14 protein-coding genes, 1 tRNA gene and 1 pseudogene are annotated in these 21834 nt (G+C 57.1%); 7 read left to right on the top strand and 9 right to left on the bottom strand.

The features are described 5' to 3' along the window. Positions 1-72: 72 nt before the first annotated feature. The 7 genes from PH5382_RS19970 to PH5382_RS06525 all read left to right on the top strand — a co-directional run bounded on the left by PH5382_RS19970 (position 73) and on the right by PH5382_RS06525 (position 9208). Complete coding sequence (locus PH5382_RS19970; RefSeq protein WP_197410006.1) at positions 73-222, top strand: hypothetical protein; 150 nt, start codon at positions 73-75, stop codon at positions 220-222. After that, a complete protein-coding gene (locus tag PH5382_RS06550) occupies positions 212-1870 on the top strand; it encodes a hypothetical protein (protein WP_058333550.1) in 1659 nt (552 codons plus the stop codon). Before PH5382_RS19970 ends, PH5382_RS06550 begins: the two co-directional genes overlap by 11 nt. Beyond that, a complete protein-coding gene (locus PH5382_RS06545) occupies positions 1871-2845 on the top strand; it encodes a tyrosine recombinase (RefSeq protein ID WP_058333549.1) in 975 nt (324 codons plus the stop codon). It begins immediately after the preceding gene. A 115-nt stretch (positions 2846-2960) separates the two neighbouring features. Then, positions 2961-4283, top strand: coding sequence for an HlyC/CorC family transporter (locus PH5382_RS06540; RefSeq protein WP_058333548.1), 1323 nt, complete (start codon positions 2961-2963; stop codon positions 4281-4283). Further along, positions 4280-5902, top strand: a complete 1623-nt coding sequence (locus tag PH5382_RS06535; protein WP_058333547.1) for an MFS transporter — start codon at positions 4280-4282, stop codon at positions 5900-5902. The genes PH5382_RS06540 and PH5382_RS06535 overlap by 4 nt, the downstream gene beginning before the upstream one ends. A gap of 151 nt (positions 5903-6053) precedes the next feature. Next, the gene (locus tag PH5382_RS06530) at positions 6054-8471 is read left to right on the top strand and encodes a GcvT family protein (protein ID WP_058333546.1); all 2418 of its coding nucleotides are present in this window, start codon (positions 6054-6056) and stop codon (positions 8469-8471) included. 146 nt (positions 8472-8617) lie between these two features. After that, entirely contained in the window at positions 8618-9208 is a 591-nt protein-coding gene (locus PH5382_RS06525; protein ID WP_058333545.1) for a nucleotidyltransferase family protein, read from the top strand. Between the two features lie 44 nt (positions 9209-9252). Here the strand turns inward: PH5382_RS06525 and PH5382_RS20105 are convergent. The 9 genes and pseudogenes from PH5382_RS20105 to PH5382_RS06480 all read right to left on the bottom strand — a co-directional run. Further along, a pseudogene (locus PH5382_RS20105) lies at positions 9253-9918 on the bottom strand (Hint domain-containing protein); the annotation flags it as partial. Positions 9919-11118: 1200 nt separating this feature from the next. Then, positions 11119-11208 (bottom strand) — tRNA-Ser (locus PH5382_RS06515). A gap of 373 nt (positions 11209-11581) precedes the next feature. Next, positions 11582-14074: a DUF3772 domain-containing protein gene (locus tag PH5382_RS06510; RefSeq protein WP_082645580.1), complete on the bottom strand. Its 2493-nt coding sequence runs from the start codon at positions 14072-14074 to the stop codon at positions 11582-11584. 26 nt (positions 14075-14100) lie between these two features. Beyond that, complete coding sequence (locus PH5382_RS06505) at positions 14101-15135, bottom strand: cysteine synthase A (RefSeq protein ID WP_058333544.1); 1035 nt, start codon at positions 15133-15135, stop codon at positions 14101-14103. A 70-nt stretch (positions 15136-15205) separates the two neighbouring features. After that, entirely contained in the window at positions 15206-16330 is a 1125-nt protein-coding gene (locus tag PH5382_RS06500; protein ID WP_058333543.1) for an NUDIX domain-containing protein, read from the bottom strand. 27 nt (positions 16331-16357) lie between these two features. After that, the gene (locus PH5382_RS06495) at positions 16358-16798 is read right to left on the bottom strand and encodes a TrgA family protein (protein ID WP_058333542.1); all 441 of its coding nucleotides are present in this window, start codon (positions 16796-16798) and stop codon (positions 16358-16360) included. Between the two features lie 18 nt (positions 16799-16816). Continuing rightward, positions 16817-18031 (bottom strand): SAM-dependent methyltransferase, encoded by a 1215-nt coding sequence (locus tag PH5382_RS06490; RefSeq protein WP_058333541.1) that lies wholly within the window; start codon positions 18029-18031, stop codon positions 16817-16819. 238 nt (positions 18032-18269) lie between these two features. Beyond that, on the bottom strand, positions 18270-19493 hold the full coding sequence (locus tag PH5382_RS06485; RefSeq protein ID WP_058333540.1) for an aminotransferase class V-fold PLP-dependent enzyme: 1224 nt from the start codon (positions 19491-19493) through the stop codon (positions 18270-18272). Between the two features lie 247 nt (positions 19494-19740). Further along, entirely contained in the window at positions 19741-21372 is a 1632-nt protein-coding gene (locus PH5382_RS06480; RefSeq protein WP_058333539.1) for a BCCT family transporter, read from the bottom strand. Positions 21373-21834 lie beyond the last annotated feature (462 nt).

Here is a 21834-nt window from a genome sequence, read left to right as displayed (position 1 = left end):
AATGACGTGATATTGCAAAAAAGGCCATATATAACTTGAGCAAAACACAAAGAAGCAGGCAGCGGGTGTGCAATGGCGCGATTGATCAAATATCTTCTCATTTTCGGGGTTCTCGCCGTCGCGGGGCTGGTGGCCTATGCCTATCTTGGGCCCTGGTTTGGCGCTGATTTTAGCGTTCCGGTGCAAGAAATCCGCAAGCCGGTGTTGTTGGATGCCAACTAAATCGGCTTTTCTATCTTTTGTTTTCAGCGCCCTGTGCGCTTCAGCTGCGGTTGCTCAGGCGCCCCTTACGGTGATTGACTGGCTGGGTCAGCCGGACAATTCCCCGCCCCTGCCCAATACGGTACTGCTGGAACCACCAGTCGCTGGCAGCGCAGCTCAGCCGCAAATCACCGTGACCCCTTTGCAAGCCCTTCTGCCGCCGATCGGATTGGTGGCTCCGGCTGCAACCGGTCTGCCGGTTGATCTGTGGCGCGGTAGTGATCCCAAAACCATTGCCAAGCTGATCCGTACCGTGTCGGTGCAGGACAGCCCGGCGATGCAATCGCTCCTGTTCACGCTGCTTTTATCCGAAAGTCGCCCCTTGCTCGAAACAGGCGACCCAGTACTCTTAGCGCGGCTGGATCGCCTGATCATTCTTGGGGCAACTGATCCCGCCCAGGCGCTGGTGGAACAGGTGGGACCCGCCAAAACACCTGCAATTTTTCGGCGCTGGTTTTTCACCACCTTGCTGAGCGGCGATGAAGATCGCGCCTGTGCGGCAATGATTGCAGCCCCCTACCTGGCGCCAAACTATAGTGCCCGGGTCTTTTGTGCCGCCAGAAGCGGTGACTGGCCAACGGCGGCCCTGATGCTGGAAACAGCCCATGCGCTGGAGATTTTACCAAATGATCAGCTGCAGCTGCTCGACCGCTTTCTCAACCCAGACATCTTTGAGCTGGCGCCCCCGCTGCCTATCCCAACAAAGCCGGATCCGCTGACTTTTCGCCTTTATGAAACAATCGGAGAACCTCTGCCGACAGCGCCGCTCGCGCGGGCCTTTGCTGCGGCTGATCTGCGGGATGTGGCCGGTTGGAAAGCGCAGCTTGAAGCGGCAGAACGACTGACACGAGCGGGAGCTTTGAACCCGAACCAGCTATTGGGGCTTTATACGGAACGCAGCCCTGCTGCGTCGGGGGGGATCTGGGACCGGGTCGCCGCACTTCAAAAGTTTGAAGCCGCCCTCAATTCTGCCAGCAGCGACGAAGTGGCCAACACGCTGCCTGCGGTGTGGGCCGCGATGCAGTCTGCCGGACTGGAAGTGGGATTTGCTGATCTGTTTGCCATAACCTTAGCCCGGTTCAAACTTTCGGGCGACGTTGCCGATTTGGCCTGGCGTATTCGCTTGCTCGCACCTTCTTATGAAATTGCCTCTCACAGTCCGCCCAGTTCTTCCGCCCGAAATGACTTCCTGAGCGCACTCGCGCAGGGCAGGCTTGGCAACCTTTCGGCTCAGGCCACGACGTCAGTGGACCAACCCGGGACAGATCAAAAGGATACAGAACAGTCGAATGCGGAACAGGCTAATTCACGGGGAACCTTAGTTTCGCTCTCTCCTGCTGCAGCTTTCAGCGCGCTGGCGCATGAACCGCTGGCACAGTCGATCGCTCGCGGGTTTAACGACGTAACCCCAGTGCCGCAGCAAATTCGCACGCTTTTGGATAATGGTCAGCTGGGCGAAGCCATCCTGCGCAGCATGGCGCTGTTTGAGCAGGGCGCACAGGGGAACCTCGGGGACCTCAGTGGCTCCCTTGCCGCCTTGCGCGCCATCGGGTTGGAAGACACCGCACGCCGTGCCGCCATGCAACTGATGCTTTTGGAGCGCGGATAGATGACTGCTCCTGGCAACGATCTGCAGTGGATCTCCACCTTTCTCGAGGCGCAGGCCGCCGAAGCCGGGGCTGCGCGCAACACCCTATTGGCCTATGGCCGCGACCTGAAAGACCTGGCGGCCTGGCTTGCCTATCGTGATCTGGGTTTCTCCAATGCTACACGGTCTGAGGTCGAGGCCTATCTCATCAGTTGTGATGCAGAAGGCCTGTCGCGCGCCACCCGTGCGCGCCGCCTGTCCGCAATAAAGCAGCTCTATCATTTTGCGTTTGACGAAGGCTGGCGCGCCGACAACCCGGCGATCCAGATCAAGGGGCCGGGGCGTGACAAAAAACTACCCAAAACGCTTGAGGTCATCGAGGTTGATCGCCTGTTGGATGCCGCCCGCCAGACCGGGCGCAAGACCGAAGACAGGCTGCGCAATACCTGCCTAATGGAGCTGCTCTATGCCACTGGTATGCGGGTCAGCGAACTGGTTTCGCTGCCGGTCACTGCTGCACGTGGCGACCCCAATATGCTCTTGGTGCGTGGCAAAGGCGGTAAGGAACGCATGGTGCCGCTTTCGCCGCCTGCCCGTGACGCGCTGCGGGCCTGGCTCACGATTTGGGATCAGGAAGAAGAACTGCGCCGCAAAAAGGGTCAGGCCAACAGCAAATTCCTGTTCCCCTCACGGGGCAAGGAAGGCCATCTGACCCGGCACTGGTTTTACCTGCTGATCAAGGATCTGGCCAAGACTGGCGGCGTTGATCCGCAAAAAGTCACGCCGCATACTCTGCGCCACGCCTTTGCCACCCATCTTTTGGCCAATGGCGCCGACCTGCGGGCCATTCAGGCGCTGCTGGGCCATGCCGATATTGCCACCACGGAAATCTACACCCATGTGCTGGATGCCCGCCTCAGCGAATTGGTGCTGGAACATCACCCTCTGTCGCGCAGCGGCACAGTTTCAAAACCGCCAGCCGAAGACGATATCTAGCGCCACAGCCGCCTCCCTTTTCTTTTCCGCAGTGGATTTCCAAGTAGGCCCCACTTGCCTGCGGCCCATGGGATGCGCATAACCATTGATAACAACAACAGAACCTGGACCCGTCATGGACACCGCCCAAACCGTTTTGGATAGCGCATTCTGGATCTCGGCAGGGGCAATCCTGCTGCTTTTGGTCCTATCGGCCTTTTTCTCGGGCTCAGAGACGGCCCTTACAGCAGCCTCGCGTGGCAAGCTGCGGACACAGGCGGACAAGGGATCACGCGGGGCAAAACGCGCGCTGGACGTGACCGAAGACAGCGAAAGGCTGATCGGCTCGGTCCTGCTGGGCAACAACCTGGTGAATATTTTAGCCACTTCGCTGGCCACAGCGCTGCTGACGCGCGCCTTTGGCGAAAGTGGCGTTGCCTTTGCCACGCTGGTGATGACCCTTCTGGTTCTGGTCTTTGCCGAAGTTCTGCCCAAGACCTACGCCATTTCCAATGCCGAAAAGGCCGCCTCTGCTGTGGCACCGGTGATCGCCGTGCTGGTCACCGTTCTGGCACCCGTTGTTGGGGCAGTGCGTCTACTGGTACGCGGAATTCTACGTCTCTTCGGGGTCAAGATCGACCCCGACAGTCACATCATGGCCATGCGCGAAGAAATCGCCGGCGCGCTGCAGCTGGGCCATTCCGAGGGCGTGGTGGAAAAGGAAGATCGCGACCGGATCCTGGGCGCGCTGGATCTTTCGGATCGCTTCGTCGAAGAGATCATGCTGCACCGGTCTCATATCCAGATGATTGATGGCGACGCCGAGCCAGCCGATATTCTCGAACAATGCCTGACCTCGCCCCATACGCGGCTGCCCGTTTTCAAGGATGAACCGGAAAACATCATCGGCATCGTCCATGCCAAGGATCTGCTGCGCGAAATGTATGCCCAGATTGGCGGCCCCGAAGGCGACGCGGCAGCGCTGCGCGATTTCAAGATCACCACGGTGGCGAAACCGCCATATTTTGTACCCGAAACCACCACCCTGGACGAACAGATGCGTCAGTTTTTGCGCATGCGCAGCCATTTTGCCCTGGTGGTCGATGAATATGGCGCCCTGCAGGGGCTGATCACGCTTGAGGACATCCTGGAAGAGATCGTCGGCGAGATCACCGATGAATTCGACCCCGACGAACAATCGCTGGTCAAAAAGGACACCGACGGAAACTTCACCGTCGAAGGCGCCACCACTATTCGCGACCTCAATCGGGCCACCGATTGGAACCTGCCGGATGACGAGGCCAATACCATCGCAGGTCTGGTCATCCACGAGGCACAGATGATCCCAACCGTCGGGCAGGTCTTTTCGTTCCACGGCTTCCGGTTTGAGGTCACTGCCCGCACCGGCAACCGGGTCACCGAATTCAAGGTGCGCCCCCTGCTTCGCCCGCTGACATGACCCGCGCATATCAGTGGCTGGACCAGATTGTCTTTGATCTTTTCCGGCAGTTGCGCTGGAGTTTTCTACCACCACTGTTGATCTATTTTGCCTATGGCATACAGGGCGTCACCTCGATTGCTGGCACGTTTTTTGTCAAAGAATACCTTGACCTAGAAGCAGCCTTTTTGGCCGGGTTGGCCTTTTGGGTTGGCCTGCCTTGGGCGTTGAAAATGCCGCTGGGCCATCTGGTTGATCTGATCTGGCGCTGGAAATATCTGTTGATTGTGCTGGGGGCCGGCTTGATGGCAACCAGCTACAGCATCATTGCAGCATTGCTGATGATCCCGGATCAGATGGCACAGATCATGCCTGCCAATGCCTGGTATGTCACCTCGGCCCTGCTGGCGCCCTGCGGCTTTGTCCTGCAGGATATCGTAGCCGATGCCATGTCAGTCGAGGCGGTCCCTTTTCGTCGCCCGACCGGTGAGCAATATTCCGTAGCTGAAACCCGCGCCATGCATACCACAATGCAGACCTTGGGCCGGATCACCCTGATCGGTGGCTTCAGCGCGGCCGCCAGCCTGAACGTCTGGCTGTTCAACGGCGCCGAAGCCCTGCCCCAGGCTGACAAAGGCGCGCTTTATGCGTATGTGTTCCTACTGGCTCTGGCCGTGCCTTTGTTGTCTCTGACTGGCATCCTGGTCGCTCTGCTGCAACGTTTTAGTCAACGGACTAAACTGCAGCGCAACGGCTTGAGCCCCGAAGAGATAACGCAGCGCCTGACGCAACCACGCGATCCAGTAGAGCTGAACTGGTGGTATTTCATCGGTGGTGGTGCCTTTGTTGCATTGGCACTGGGTGCTGGACTAAGTGATCTGGAGCAGGCCCAGGAACTGGTTTTTGCCGGTTCAATGCTGATTGTTCTGTTGCTGATCCGTCAGCTCATCAAATCGCTGACACCAGAACAGGGCCGCGCCTTGGTCGGCACCGCGATCATCATTTTTGCCTATCGCGCCACGCCGCTGAATGGTGCCGCCTCCAGCTGGTTTGAAATCGACGTGCTCGGGTTCGATCAGCAATTCCTGTCGGTACTGTCGCTGATTGCATCCTTACTGACCCTGCTAGGGATGTTGGTTCTGCGTCCGATGATGGCCAATAACACCATTGCCTGGATTGTCACCTTTCTGGCGATCACCGAAGCCCTGCTGAGCCTTCCCAATATCGGCCTGTACTACGGGGTGCACGAATGGACTGCTGCTAAAACAGGCGGGCTAGTGGATGCGCGCTTCATTGCATTGGTCGACACCGCAGTGGAATCTCCGCTGGGGCAGATCGCCATGATCCCCATGCTGGCCTGGATTGCCCGCAACGCGCCCAGCAATCTCAAGGCGACGTTTTTTGCGGTGATGGCGTCTTTCACCAATTTGGCACTCTCGGCTTCCAGTCTGGGCACTAAATACCTCAACCAGTTTTTCGTGGTCACCCGCGAGGTCACAGATGAATCCGGCGTGATTGTCACGCCTGAGGATTACAGCGCTTTGGGTGCCCTGTTGATCACCGTGGCGGTGCTTAAACTTGCAATGCCCTTTGCCGCCGTCGCTTTGGTCCAGCTCAGCCCGCTGCGCAGCACCGACTGAGCTGCAACGGGCTGAAAATTGCCCTGGATCCCGAAACTTCTAATGAAACTGCTGAATCCAGTTCAACTCCGACAAGGTGGGTCGCTTTTTTACTGGACTACTGTTCACTTCTGTCCAGAATAAATCAAAACCTATCTCAGGGAGTGACCTCATGAAGACCTCAACCCGTGTGGCCGTCATTGGCGGCGGTGTCGTTGGCTGTTCCGTGCTTTACCATCTCACCAAGCTGGGCTGGAGCGATGTCATGTTGATCGAACGCTCGGAGCTGACGTCGGGATCCACCTGGCACGCTGCGGGCGGGTTCCACACCTTGAATGGCGATACCAACATGGCGGCTCTTCAGGGTTATACCATCAAGCTCTACCGCGAGCTGGAAGAGATCACCGGCATGTCTTGCGGCTTGCATCATGTCGGCGGCATCACTCTGGCCGACAATCAGGAACGCTTTGACATGCTCAAGGCAGAGCGCGCCAAACATCGCTTCATGGGGCTCGAAACTGAAATCGTCAGTCCGGAAGAGATCGCCAGAATTGCACCGGTCACCAATATCGAGGGAATCGTTGGCGGGCTATATGATCCACTTGATGGGCATCTGGATCCTTCTGGCACCACCCATGCCTATGCGAAGGCCGCCCGCATGGGCGGGGCCACAATTGAGACCCATTGCAAGGTCGAAGCCACCAACCAGCGCGCCGACGGAACCTGGGATGTGGTTACAAGCAAGGGTACTATTCATGCGGAACATATCGTCAATGCCGGCGGTCTTTGGGCGCGCGAAGTCGGCGCCATGGCGGGGATCTATTTCCCGCTGCATCCGATGGAACACCAATATATCGTCACCGATGAAGTCCCGATGATTGCCGAGATCATCGATGCAGGTGGCGAACATCCCCATGTGATGGACCCCGCTGGCGAAAGCTACCTGCGCCAAGAGGGTCGCGGGCTCTGCATCGGTTTTTATGAACAGCCCTGCAAACCCTGGGCGGTGAATGGCACCCCTTGGGATTTTGGACATGAGCTGCTGGGCGATGACTTTGACAAAATCGAAGACTCCATTGATTTTGCGTATAAACGCTTCCCCGCGCTGGAGGCCGCTGGGGTGAAATCGGTGATCCACGGCCCCTTTACCTTTGCCCCCGATGGCAACCCTCTGGTGGGACCAGTGCCGGGGATGCGCAACTACTGGTCCGCCTGCGGTGTCATGGCCGGCTTCAGCCAGGGCGGCGGCGTCGGCCTGATGCTGGCCCAGTGGATGATCGAAGGCGAGACAGAGCGCGATACCATGGCGATGGACTGTGCGCGCTTTGGCGACTGGATCACGCCGGGCTATACTCTACCCAAGGTGGTTGAGAATTATCAAAAACGCTTTTCGATCTCCTATCCCAACGAAGAACTGCCAGCCGCGCGTCCCTTCCGCACCACGCCAATGTATGACGTCTTTGACGGCATGGGCGCGGTCTGGGGGCAGCAGTTCGGCCTCGAGGTTCCAAACTATTTCGCCCAAGGCGATGAGCCGCGCTTTGAAACCCCGTCCTTTCGCCGCTCCAACGCTTTTGACGCCACTGCGCGTGAAGTCAAAGCCGTGCGCGACTCCGTGGGCATCAACGAGGTGCATAATTTCGGCAAATACCTGATCACTGGTGAGGGCGCGCGCGCCTGGCTGGACCGCATCATGGCTGGCCGCGTACCGCAGCCTGGCCGCATCAGCCTGACTCCGATGCTGTCCCCCAAGGGACGCCTGATTGGCGATTTCACCATCTCGTGCCTCGCAGAGGGCGAATTCCAGTTGACGGCATCTTATGGGGCCCAAGCCTATCACATGCGCTGGTTCCTGAAGCACCAGGACAACACCGTGCAGATCGAAAACATATCAGACACCCGCAATGGGTTTCAGATCGCCGGTCCCAAGGCGCGTGAGGTTTTACAGGCCTGTACCCTGCAGGATGTGTCGAGCATGCGCTTCATGGATCTGCGCCGCATGACCGTCGGCATGGTGGACTGTATCGTTCAGCGGGTCAGCTACACTGGCGATCTTGGCTACGAGATCTACTGTGATCTGCCTAGCCAGCGTGCGCTTTGGTCGACGCTCTGGCAGGCAGGCCAGCCGCATGGCATGAAACCTTTTGGGATGCGCGCCATGATGTCCCTGCGCCTGGATAAATTCTTCGGCTCCTGGATGCGGGAGTTTTCGCCCGATTACACCGCCGCCGAAACCGGGCTGGATCGCTTCATCTCGTTCAAGAAAAACACCGATTTCATTGGCCGCTCAGCAGCCGAAGCGGAACGCGAGGCAGGTCCACAGCGCAAACTTTGCGCATTTGAGGTCATGGCAGAGGATGCAGATGTTGTGGCGTATGAGCCGATTTCCATCGATGGCACCGTCGTGGGGTTCTGCACATCCGGGGGGTATTCCCACCATGCGCAAAAATCCATTGCTCTGGGCTTTGTTCCTACAAAGGCTGCAACAGATGGGTTGGTAGTTGAGATCGAAATCCTCGGCAGAATGCACAAGGCACGCCTGATCACCACCCCGCTGTTCGACAGCGATGGCGACCGCATGCGCGGCTAATCCCCTGACCCCAAACAACGCCATCCGTCATTCGGTGGCGTTGTTCGCCCCCAGGCGGCAAAAACCTCTGGTCTTTCCCCTTCATCTTTCTAAAAATATTCCCGCCGGAGGCATCTCAGCTGACGGCCATGTGAAACGGTGGATGAATGAGCGAGATTTCCATTCTCTTGCTAGCGGCGGGCAGTTCCTCGCGCATGCAGGGGCAAGACAAACTCCTGCAAGAGATTGACGGTGAGCCGCTGCTGTCGGGGATGTGCCGCCGTGCTGCGCTCACAGGCCTGCCTTGCTATGTCACGGTACCCAGTCACAGTCACCCGCGCGTCACGGCAACGGGAACGGCCACAGTCGTGCCTGTTGCGGACGCAGCCGAAGGCATGGCGGCCTCGATCCGCGCCGGGGTCAAGGCTTTACCAAGCGATACCGAAGCCGTGATGATCCTGCCGGCCGACATGCCAGATCTGCAAAGCCAGGACCTGGCGCATATCGCCAGTCATTTTCACGGCGCTGACAGCCCAATCCTGCGGGCCACCTCCAGTGACGGACGCCCCGGCCATCCGGTACTGTTTCCCAGGCGTTGCTTTGCCGCTCTGATACAATTGAGCGGAGATCAGGGCGCCCGTGCCCTGCTTAAAACCGTGCCGGTACAAGATATCGGCTTGCCAGGGCAGCGCGCTCTTACAGATCTGGACACCCCGGAAGCCTGGGCCGCCTGGCGCGCCGCCCGTGCCCGCAGCTAGCAGCCATTTTACGTTACGACAGATTCACAGGCTTGGTGTCACGCTCAGTGTATCAGCAGACGTGCCTCATGACCTCTGAGAGAGCGGCGTGCCGAGGAATAGGCCGCCAAACCCTGTTCGGACTTCAGATCCGGAAACAACTCATAGATCTCGTTTCGCTGGGCGTTATCAAGCCCGCGCAACGACTGATCGCCGGGCTGAAAACTCTCGGTCCAGGCGCCATCTGACAGCACCACCTCATGCTGATCAAACATAAAGTGAATATAGCTGACAGCACTTGTCCGGACCGCATCGACGCCGGTCAGCCCGATCAGGTGTTTCGCAGCCACCAGCACTTCGCGATCCTCAAAATAAAGCGCCGTTTTGTCGTTTGCCACCAAAACCCTATGGTTCGGACTGACCATCATATCCCGTTCTGGCAAGTCGTCGCCCAGAGCCCCTTCGCGGATCAGGATCGGTTGCAGATGTTCTGCATGTTGCAGCCCCTGACCTTCGATGCGACGATTACCCACCCATCGGATCCCCTGAATGCCATTGTCCCGGGTTATCACCCGATCCCCCACAGCCAGATCCTCTACTTTGCGCTCACCGGCCGGGGTGGCGATCAGCGTTCCCGGCGTAAAGCAGGGGGTCACGACATGTTCGATCTCACAGAGATTTGCAGTGCCAGTCACTTTTCCGGCGGCATTCAAAAAGGATACCATGCCACTTTCAGGCTCGCACGCATCACAAGGGGCTGACACTTGGCCAGAAACCAGGCTGGCCGAATGCAACATATCAACTTTATCGGCCATCCTGTTCTCTCCTTCGCTCCGAGGCCGCTTTGATTTGCCTACAAAGGCAGCGGTCCATCGGATTCCCGAACCACCCCGCAAGGCAGCCAATTCTTTTAGCCCCGACCCACAGCGCATCTTGCCCCGCGTCCTATCGGCCAAACACCCGGTCCAGTTCTCGCTCGGTGACGACCGTCGCTGGCAAAGCCACACACCGTGGATGCGGTCGCAGTTCTCCTGATCCGGTGTTCCCAGACCAGGTTCTGAAACAAAAACCATGTCACCCTGCCGTAAAACGTGGGTCACAAAATCCCTTTTACTCATCCGGAACTGTCACCTGGAAAAACCAGGGCACTCTTCACCTCCAGGCACCTCCAGGCACCTCCAGAGGAGCGGGGATATGAGTATCCCGGTGAACTAGGCAAACAAAGACTAAAATTTATTGGAAATCTTCTGAAACAAGGTTTCGGCGATAAATCCCGAAAAGCCTTCAGCTCAAGACGGCACCATCAAAGCGCGGCAATTGTACCGATCTGCTCCCCAAAAGAAGCGGTTCAGCCCGATCATTCCCCGTAGGGAAACAAAAAGGGGCCCTTTCTAACAAATCTGTCGCTGTTATCGCGACAATCACAGCACTGATCTTCGGAAGAAAGACCGGCACCGCCACAGGTTTGAATGGACATAAAAATTTCATGCCAGACCGCCCGTCAGGTCAATTGCAAAACAATTGCGCCATAACATTCGATTGGGAAACAATGCCTCGCAGCGGTGAGCAAACATAGTGATTGGCCCGCAGTTTGGTCGAATCGGGATTTGAAAGCTTGATAAATCCAACCTTCGGCTGCCTACTCAGGAAGCACTGCTCTGGGCAGCTTCCAGCCGGTCTGAAGCCAAATAAGCGTTCCGGAAAAAGACCCATTCTGAAACCTGGACCGGCATAGGTTGTGAGAGCTGGCTGAAAGACCTGACTGTGTGAACTGCCTAGGCAAAATGGCTGTAAGAACTCAAGCAACCAAAACAGTCAGTCCTGATGCACGCAGCTCAAAATTCGGGCCAAACAACTATCCGTTTTGCGCATGATCTAAACGACGCAAGACGTCAGAAAGTTTGCTGCGAGCCATATTTCAAAATGGGTAATGGCGGAGAGACAGGGATTCGAACCCTGGAGACGGTCTCCCGCCTACACACTTTCCAGGCGTGCGCCTTCGACCACTCGGCCACCTCTCCGTGAGGCGGACTTTTGACGGATGGCAGGGGGAATAGCAAGACCCTTTTTGACAAAAGCCACATCTTTTTCAGATGCTCTTTCAACCCTCCGCCCCCAAGATACAAAGACGGGACTGCGACGGAACTGCGACAGCGGATTTTCGCGCGGCCCATCCCGAAAAAATAACTCTTTTCAAAGAATTCCGACCGAGCGCAGGAGGCGACATCCGGGCACAGACCTAGCCAGGAGGCGGCCAGGAGGCGGCCGAGACCGCAGGCTCTGCACCTGCGCTGCTCGATGACAGCCACCAGCGAACGGCGGCCCTTTCAGATCGCACTGTCAGTCGGTCAAAAACGTCAGAAGAAAGCGGCGCAAGCTTTCGAAAAGGTCGCGCTACTTATCCCCGTCTGCATCGCCATCCGTGTCCGCCTGCCCTAGATCTTCAAGGTCCGGCTGCGCGGGTTTTGGCATGTTTCCATTCTCAGCTGTGGTGCCTGCCTCTGCGACTGCGGTGGCAGCCAAAGCCCCAAGTGCCTCAGGGTTGCGGATCCAGAGATCACGCTGGGCATAGGGGATTTCGATGCCTTCTGCTGCAAACCGCGCCACGATCTCGTAGTTGAGGTCAGACTTCACCGAAAGCACCCAGTTCACATCGCGCAAAATGGCGCGAATCTCGAAATCCAGGCTATCTGCACCAAAGCCTTGAAACACCACATTCGGCGCCGGCTTCATCAGCACCATTGGATGCGCACGGGCTATTTCAGACAGGATCGCCTCGACCTGCCTTGGGTCGGTGCCATAGGCGACACCGACAGGGACGATCACCCGCCCCACGGTATTGCCTCGGGTATAGTTGGTCACCGTACCGGTAATCAGATCCGAGTTCGGAACAATAACATCGCTGCGATCAAAGGTTTCGATCCGGGTCGAGCGCACCGAGATATCGCGCACATAGCCCATCAGACCGCCAACTTCGATCCAGTCTCCCTTTGAAATCGGACGTTCAACCAAAAGGATGATACCAGAGACAAAATTCGAAACGATGGTTTGCAGACCAAAGCCAATGCCAACAGAAAGAGCCCCCGCAACAATGGCCAGCGATGACAGATCAAGCCCTGCCATCGAAATGGCCACCAGGGCAGCCAGAAAGATACCGACATAGCCCAATCCCGAGACAATGGCATTCTGACCACCAGGATCGATTTTTGTCTTCGGCAAGAGCGAATTTCGCAGACTGCTTTGGATCAGCCGCGTCAAACCGTAACCTGCGGCAAAAACCACCACGAAGCTAAGAAAAGCCATCGGTGATATCCGGGTATCGCCGATTTGAAACCCGGCGAGGAAAGTTGACCACAGCTCTGTAAGATCCGCCACCCGCGCGCCCCAGATCAGGGCCAGCAGCGGCAAGGCCAACAATGCCAGCAAAAAGCCGATGCCAACAAAGAGCAGCGAATCCTGCGCCGCCTGGCCCTGCCCTGACAGCCAACCATAAAGATCACCGGCAAACCGCTGCACCACAGCCAAGGCAGTTAGAAGAAACAGCGTATTGATCGCAGGATAGATCAGGGCTTCGGCGGCATTCACATAGCCCAAAGCCGCCAGAACCGGCGCCACGAAGCCCAGCAGGTAGGAGCCTTGGCGCACCAGAGCGATGATGCGGCTGGCACCGGCTGCGATACGGCCTTCACCGTCCGGGTCCGCTTCGGCATCCGGTTTGCTGTTCAAGGACCCGTACTTCTGTAGACGCAGCAAGATCAATGCTGCAGCAACAATCAACGGAAAGGCCAGAACTGCACTGGTTTCCTGCGATGTGTTCTCAAGCAGATTGAACTGGGTCAGCACATCCTGCAGCACCAGAACTGCCGCCAGCATGTCAATCATTAGCCGCACTTCGCCGCGGCGCCCCTCCCCGACAGAAACCAGATCAACCTCGCGACGCGATGCCACAAGTTGTTCGCCCAGCCAGTGGAAGGTCAAAAGGATGAAAGCCCAGCTCGGCAGGTTTTCCAGCATCAAGGTCCCGCGCACCCCAAGGATGCCCGCCAGGTCAACTGCCGTGGTAAGAACAAGTACCCCCAAAAGCGGCAGCAAAACCTGTAGCAGCGAGACTACAAAGCTCCAGACTCCTGTGCCGCGCGCCCCAAAGGCACGCAGATAGTTCCCCATCGCGCGCGCCCAGGGACGTCCTCTCAAAACCAACAAGATGCCCGTGATCAACAGGACCAAAATGCCGGGCAAATCATCGCTGATCCGTTCGACCGTTGTGTCGTTGCCAATCTGGGCTTGCGTCTCATGCCAAAGCGTTCTGCCGGATTTGCTCAGCGCGCCAAAGGCGCCGGGCCAGTGCTCCGGGTTCAGAGGGGACGGCCCACGCTCCAGCAGGCGCTTGGTGCGGCGATCACGAATGATGATGTCAATTTCGCCAATCAAACCATTGGCGCGGCGAAAGGCCTCTTCGGCCACAATCCGCGGCACTTTCAGCTGGTTGAGCTGCAGAGTAAGGCTCGCCCGCAGGGCCGCAATATCTTCAGGCTCGTCGCTGCCCTCGGCTGGTGGATCACCAAGAGCCGCCAATTGACTTTCAAGCGTTGAAATACGCTGCTTGTTCTCGCCACTGACGCGTTGGAATGACTGGCGATACCCAGTCAGATCTTTGCGCAATTGTTCAAAGGCCGCGCTTGAGGCGCGACTGGCATCAATGACCTGTTCGGCCCTGAGCGCGGTTTTCAGCCAATTCTGATAATAGTCCGTGTCCCGTTCGCTCGTCTGGGCAAGACTGCCGCCCGCAAGCGTCAGGACAAGAAAAGCTGCCGCCAGAACTGTAAAAGTCCAGAAATACAACGCCCGCAACCACGCTATCGCGGTCACGGGGCTGATGCGGTGCATCCCAGACGCCTGCAGGGCGGCCGTTCTCATACGTCCTCGAATACGCCCGGAATGGACGCCGGAATATGCGTCATCCACTCAGGCACCGGCAGATCCTTTTCGCGCAGGAAATCCGGGTTGAAGAGTTTCGACTGATACCGGGTGCCATAGTCGCACAGCACGGTGACAATGGTCTTGCCCGGCCCCAGATCACGGGCCATACGCACGGCCCCCGCGATATTGATCGCCGAAGATCCGCCAAGTACCAACCCTTCTTCGTGCAGCAGATCAAAGACATAGGGCAGCGCCTCGGTGTCTGAGATCTGATAGTTCAAGTCGGGTTTGAAGCCTTCGAGATTTTTGGTGATGCGCACCTGGCCGATACCTTCAGCGATCGAGGATCCCTCCATCGCGATTTCACCGGTGGTATAATACGAGTAAAGCCCTGCCCCCATCGGGTCAGCTAAGGCAATTTTCACGCCCTTGGGCTGCAACGCTTCGGCAACCCCCGCAAGTGTTCCACCCGAGCCGACAGCGCAAGTAAAGCCATCGACCTTGCCATCTGTCTGTTGCCAGATTTCAGGGCCAGTGGTTTCCACATGGGCCTGTTTGTTGGCGATATTGTCGAACTGATTGGCCCAAATCGCGCCATTAGGTTCGGTCTTGGCAAGCTCTTTTGCCAGACGCTCGGAATAGCGCACGAAATTATTGGGATTTCGATAGGGCGCTGCGGGCACCTGAACCAGCTGAGCACCGGCTAGACGCAGCATGTCCTTTTTCTCTTCGGACTGGGTTTCCGGGATCACGATCACCGTTTTGAACCCCATCGAAGCACCAACCAGTGCAAGCCCGATTCCGGTATTGCCGGCGGTGCCTTCGACGATGGTGCCGCCGGGCTTGAGTTCGCCGCGCGCAATTGCATCCTTGATGATGTAAAGCGCTGCCCGGTCCTTGACCGATTGGCCCGGGTTCATGAATTCCGCCTTGCCAAGAATCTCACATCCGGTCTCGTCGCTGACGCGGTTCAGACGGATCAGCGGGGTGTGGCCAATCGCGTCGGCCAAATCGCGTGCAATGCGCATGGTATCCCTTTCACTCATTCGCCTTCAGATGTACCCAAGCCGAAAGACCTTCACAAGCGGCGAAGCAGGTTTAGCGCCGCTCTGACCGCAGTCGATCACGGTGACGTGACAGCCACAGCGCAGCCGTCACCAGTGGCATATCCCGGTAGATCAGATCATCAATGCCGCGCATCAACTGGTCAAACCCCAGGATTTGGCTGCGCAAATCTTCATTCTCTCCGGCAACTCCGCCGCCGCCATCAATTTGACAAAGGTCCGTAAGGCCGACAAAAACATGAATAAATTCACTAGAAGAGCCGCTTGAAGAATAGGCCTGTGTCACCGGTTCCAGCTTGGCAATCGTAAGCCCTGCCTCTTCCTTGGCCTCGCGTATTGCGGCCGCTTGCGGGGTTTCGCCCGGATCAATCAGCCCGGCAACCGGCTCCCACATCCAAGGCTGTTTTTCACCACCAATAAAGGTCGCGGCGCGAAATTGTTCCACCAAAAGCACCTGATCACGGAACGGATCATAGGGGAGCACCACCGCAGCCTGCCCCACCATCGCCACGCCACGGTTCACCACCTGGCTGAGACTGCCATCATAGCGGCGAAACTGCAGATCCATTTCCTCCATGGCGAAGAAATTCATGTAGGCCCGTTTGTGACCGTGGACTATGACATCGCGGCTCAGATCGTGATCGGGGTCCGCCTCATGGGCCTGTGCGGCCAGCCACGACGCCGCGCGTCGGCGCACGGATGGGAAACTGCGCGCCACTTGCGCAGCACTCATTCGCCCCCGATAGGACATGACCTCGGCTGCAGCGCGCAGCGTCAGCGGCCCCCAAGCCGTGATCCAGGCCTGCAGATCCCAGCGGGATTCAAGCGGCCACAGACCGGGTTCGGGAAAATAGACCTCTGCCGCCGCCTGCGAACCATCCTGCAGCTGCACAGTGATTGGCTTTAGCGCGTAGTCAAATCCGCCCTCGTAGAAGTTCAACGCTGCCAGATCATCCTCCGACAGGCCCCGCACCAGAACACCTTGAGCGATAGCGCCCGCCCGAGCTTCGATTGCCGGGAAAGGCTGATCCTTGACCCCAAAGACGCCGTGTTCCGGCAGGCTCGCTTCTTGGACGTCAAGATCATCACCGCCCCGACCCAGCACACGCTCCAACAGCGGCACATAGCGTAGCGTGCCGTAAAAAAAGAGATCAATCACGTGTCTTAACCTATTGTTTAATTTTGATTATGGCCAGCGGCGATGGGCGTTCTCTACCAGCAGTCCGGCCAGAACACCCCCAATGACAAAAGGGATGAGAACAGACGGGACTGCAATCACAAAAAAGAAATCCAGAGAGATTTTGAAGATCGCCAACAGGGCTTCGAACGGGCCATCATAGCGGTGCCGCATCGCCAGACGAAACATCTCCCAGGCGCCCTGAATGAACAAAGCCCACAACACCATGACGGCGGCCCCTGTCAGGCCATTATTGATCGCCGGCACCAGACCGCCCCCCACCCGGCGCCCCATGTAGATCCAACCGGTTGCGGCCCCCAAGGCCATGTTAATGTGGGTAAAATAGCCGAAATCAGTGCCTTCGGGCATCAGCGGCATCACCAGACCGGACAAAACAAAGGCAAGCAATGCCAGGCAGAAAGCAGCAGTCAGACGGGCACCGGTGGGCATTGCGACGGGTTTCCTTGCTCAGGACGCCGAAGACCGCGCCACTGTGATTTGCGTTACATCGCAATTTCCCGTTTTAAAGGCCGCAGCACAAGAGGTGAGATAAAAGTTCCACATTTTCTGGAAACGTTCGTCAAAGCCCAGATCGCTAATCTGCCCCCAGCGACTGTTGAAAGCCTCGTGCCAACGGCGCAGGGTTACGTCATAGCTGTCGCCAAACTCAATCGATCGCACCACCTGAAGCCCCGCCTGTTCGATCTCATTTTGCAATACCTGTGGCGATGGCAGCATACCACCGGGAAAGATGTATTTCTGAATGAAATCAACTCCCTTCTGGTAGACCTCCCATCGTCTGTCAGCAACGGTGATAATCTGCAAGGTTGCCTGGCCGCCCGGGCGCAACCTGTCGCGAACGCAGTTGAAATAGGTCGGCCAGTATTTCTGCCCAACGGCTTCGAACATCTCGATTGAGGCAATGCCGTCGAATTGGCCACCACAATCACGATAGTCCTGAATGCGAAACTCGACCTGCTCTGAAAGCCCTGCTTTTTCAATGCGGTCGCAAGCGTAGTCATATTGTTCTTGGCTCAACGTTAGGCCAGTAACGCGCAACCCGCGTTCGCGGGCCGCATATTCCGCGAAGCCACCCCAGCCACAGCCGATTTCCAGCACGTGATCCCCGGGCTTGGCGCCCATTTGATCCACCATCGAGGCATATTTTGCCCGCTGCGCCTGCTCCAGACTTTCATGTCCGGTTTGGAACAGCGCACTGGAGTAGGTCATGCTGTCGTCCAGCCACAACCCATAGAAATCATTTCCCAAATCATAGTGATAAGAGATGTTCTTTTTGGCCTGTGTTCGGTGATTGCGCTGCATCCAGAACCGGAACCGTTCGTAAGCCCGAGCCAACGCCTGTCCCGGAAAGCCATCATAGACCGTCTCAGCCCCCATATGGATCAGATCCATAAAGGCCTGCAGATCCGACGTGCTCCAATCGCCTTCGAGATAAGCATCGGAAAAGCCCAGATCTCCCTCTCGGATAAGACGCGAAAAACAGTCCGGGTTGTGAATATGCAGGTCAGCAACCGGGCCAGGATTACGCCCGGCCACGCGAAATATACGGCTATCCGGCAGAAAGATATCCAACTGCCCGACCTCCATCGCCCGGAGTTTTTCGAACACCGGTGCAAAGTATCGCGGCAGATCGGCCTGACCGCGGGTTGACGTTAAAACCATCAGCTTCCCCCGTCTTTCTCCGTCTTTCCTGACACCAAACAGGCTAGATGCCCCTCGGCTTTCAGGCAAGAACGCAGTTCAGGGCGGCGATTTCATGGCGAAATTTGCCGCCCCCCAAGGTGGGATTTACTCTTCTGAAAAGCAATTGAAAATTCAGAATAATGACCCGTTAACAGTGTGTTAACGGGTTACTCTAATCCAAACTAGACGGAGAGACCGGCGCTGTTCAGACCTTGGCCTACAGAACCAAATCCAGCGCCTTGATAAGCTGTTCGACTTCTTCTTGAGAGGTGTAATGCGTGAAACTCAGACGCAAAACACCCTCATCCGGTTTGATCCCCAGCGCTGTCAGGGCCCGTACCGCATAGAAATCACCACCGCCGGCCATGATGCCATGCTCTGCCAGTTGCGCCGCCACAGGAGCGGCAGCCCGGTTCAGTGCCAAGGCCACGGTCGGCGCCCGCAAAGCGGCATCACTTGGGCCGATCAGGCGCAGATCATTGCGCGCCTTCATCGCGTCAAGCAGAGGCTGCAACAGCTCCACCTCATGGGCGCGCATCAGATCATGCACAAAAGACGCTTTGGCTGCCGCCCCTTCGCTTGGGCCGCCGTGATGATCCGAAAGCGCCTCGATATAGTCCGCCATACCGGCGCTGGCGGCGACCTGGGCGTGATCGGGTCCGGCCGGGGTAAACCGTTTATACAGGCAGTCTGCATTGAAATAGTGTGCCTGATTGGGCAACAGCTCTCCCAATTCGCGTCGCATCACCATGAGGCCCTGGTGCGGCCCATAGGTTTTATAGGCGGAAAACAAATAGATATCCGGCCCAAGTTCACCCACATTGGGCACCCCATGAGGGGCGTAGGAAACACCGTCCACACAGACAAAGGCCCCGGCGGCATGGGACAGGGCCGTGATCTCCGTGACCGGGTTGATCTCTCCGACCACGTTGGAACAATGCGGAAAACAAACTAGGCGGACTTTCTCGTCCAACAACGACTCAAGCTTAGCCGGATCCAGATGACCAGTCTGTGGATCAATCTGCCATTCGCGCACCTCGATGCCTTCGTCGGCCAGACGACGCCAAGGACCTGTGTTGGCCTCGTGATCCTGGTTGGTGACTACAATCGCCTCGCCAGGTTTCAGAAACTGACGAAAGGCCTGGGCCAGTACATAGGTATTTTGCGTGGTCGACGGCCCGAAGCTCAGCTCGTCCGTCTCGATCCCCATCATCGCCGCAAGGCGCTGCCGGGCCTCGTCCATCTCAGCACCTGCCAGGCGCGAGGCCTCGTAGGGTGCATAGGGCTGCACTTTGCGCTGGGTATAATAGCGCGTCAGTCGATCAATCACCTGGCTGCAAGTATAGGATCCACCAGCATTTTCAAAGAAGGCCTGCCCCTGTAGCGACGGCTCCTGAAAGGCAGGAAACTGCCCGCGTACAAACTCAATATCAAGCGCCATTGCTCTCTCCTGAAATGCTTTTGCAAAATGGATGCCGATCTTGCACCGCAAGGTCAAGCCGGATGGCAAGTAAGATCAAGCCGGATGGCAAGGCTTCGGTCGCGCCGGGAAATCTTCCAACAGGGTTAGATGTAAAAAAACGGCCCCGGACATCTCTGCCCGGGGCCACATTTGTTTCAACAGGTTTCAGCTCTGCACTTCACCTGCTTGGTTCAACAGAGCCAGTCATTTAGCGCAAATAGCTGACCTAATGGACCGCGCCGACCTTTTTGCGGCGTTCCCGCATCAGGCCGATCAGGATCGACAGGCACATCAGCACCAGCACAATCGCAAAAGGGAAACCTGTGGCAATGGCCGCGGCCTGCAATGCCCCGAGACCACCGCCCAGCAACAGTACAATGGCGATGGCCCCTTCCAGAATGCACCAGAACACCCGTTGTGCCGTGGGGGCATCGGTCTTGCCACCGGCGGTAATCGTATCGATCACCAAGGATCCCGAATCCGACGAGGTAACAAAGAAGACCACCACAAGGATGATGCCAATAAAGGATAGGATTCCTGTCATCGGGAAGGCTTCGAACATCTTGAACATCTTGAGTTCAAGTGCTGCATCGGTCAGCGCCTGACCGCTGTCCCCCATGACCATATCAAGGGCAGCACCACCAAAGACACTCATCCACAGGGCGCCAACCACGGTCGGGATCAGCAAAACGCAGGTGACAAATTCACGGATGGTACGACCACGTGAAATCCGTGCAATGAACATGCCAACAAAGGGTGACCAGCTGATCCACCAGGCCCAGTAGAACGTGGTCCAGCCCTGCAGGAAATTGGTATCTTCGCGACCGACCCAGTTGGACAGTTCTGGCAGGTAGATGACATAATCCGCCAGGTTGGTGAAAAACCCGGTCAGGATCGCGAGGGTTGGCCCGACAATGATGACCAGCACCAGCAGGCCGGCAGCCAGGATCATGTTGGCTTCTGACAGGCGTTTCACGCCCTTGTCGAGCCCTGCCACCACAGAGACCAGCGCAAAGGCTGTGATCAGAATGATCAGCAGAACCTTCATGCCATCGGTCACTGGCACGTCAAACAAATAGTTCAATCCGGCCAGAGCCTGTGTTGCGCCCAGACCAAGCGACGTCGCAAGGCCAAAGATCGTCGCAAAGACCGCGATCACATCGATGATATGCCCCAGCGGGCCCCAGGTTGCTTTGCCAAAGAGCGGGTAGAACACCGAACGCATGGTGAGCGGCAAGCCTTGATTGTAGCTAAAGAACGCCAGCGCCAGGCCAACAATTGCATAGATCGCCCAGGGATGCAGACCCCAGTGAAAGATCGTTGCAGCCATGGCCATTTCACGCGCCTTCTCTGCATCTGCGGCAGCAGCCCCCAAGGGTGCCCAGTCGCTGCGCAGCCCGTCTTCACCAAGTGCTGTTCCACCTAGTGACGACCCGTAATGCGAGATCGGCTCTGCGACCCCCCAGAACACCAATCCGATCCCCATTCCTGCTGCAAACAGCATTGAAAACCAGCCAAGGTAGCTATAGTCAGGGCGCGCTTTGTCGCCACCAAGGCGGATGGAGCCGAAAGGCGAAACCACCAGAAACAGCGAGAACAGGACAAAGATATTGCAGGCGATCATGAACACCCAGTCAAACTGACTGGTCAGAGCCGGGCGCAGCCAGCCAAAGAACTCGGCTGCCTGATCCTGAAACACCAGTGAGAAAAAGACAAAAGCAATGATGGTCAGCGCCGAAACGGCAAAGACTGGATTGTGAACGTCGAGCCCCAGGATCTGAACGTTATCCTGTCCTGGCTCATACTCCGTAGCTGCTGGGGTTTCCCCTCCGGCCCGGGCTTGGTCTTCTTGTGACATATTTCCTCTCCGCTAGACACGTATTGGTGCTGATGAAGAAGGAAAAGGCGCGCAGACATCGCAGAAGAGACCAGCAAAGGGACAAAATCGGCATGAAAATCGCCACGGACCCAGTGCGCGCCGCAGGCTTAAATCGAAGCGCCGTATTTTCAATACAACTGAGTCGGCAGGCCACTGCCCTAAAACAAAGGGTTCTGAAATCCATAAACTTATTGATTATACAAACAATTTATTAAATAACCATTCAAGAAAAATGATAACCATCACGACTATCCGCAAACATCTGTAAAAGCTATTCTGCCAGAGTTTCCTGCACAAACTCATGTGCGGGCATCCTTCGCGGATGTCACTTTCGCACGTCAGGAAAAACAAGTCGGGACAAACAAGTCGGGACAAACAAGTCGGGACAAACAAAATGGCCGCCCGAATGGGCGGCCAATTCCAGTTTCGAGACCATGGCCT

This window comes from Phaeobacter sp. CECT 5382 (assembly GCF_001457775.1).
Lineage (GTDB): Bacteria > Pseudomonadota > Alphaproteobacteria > Rhodobacterales > Rhodobacteraceae > Pseudophaeobacter.
This window is presented reverse-complemented; position numbering and strand designations above follow the sequence as displayed.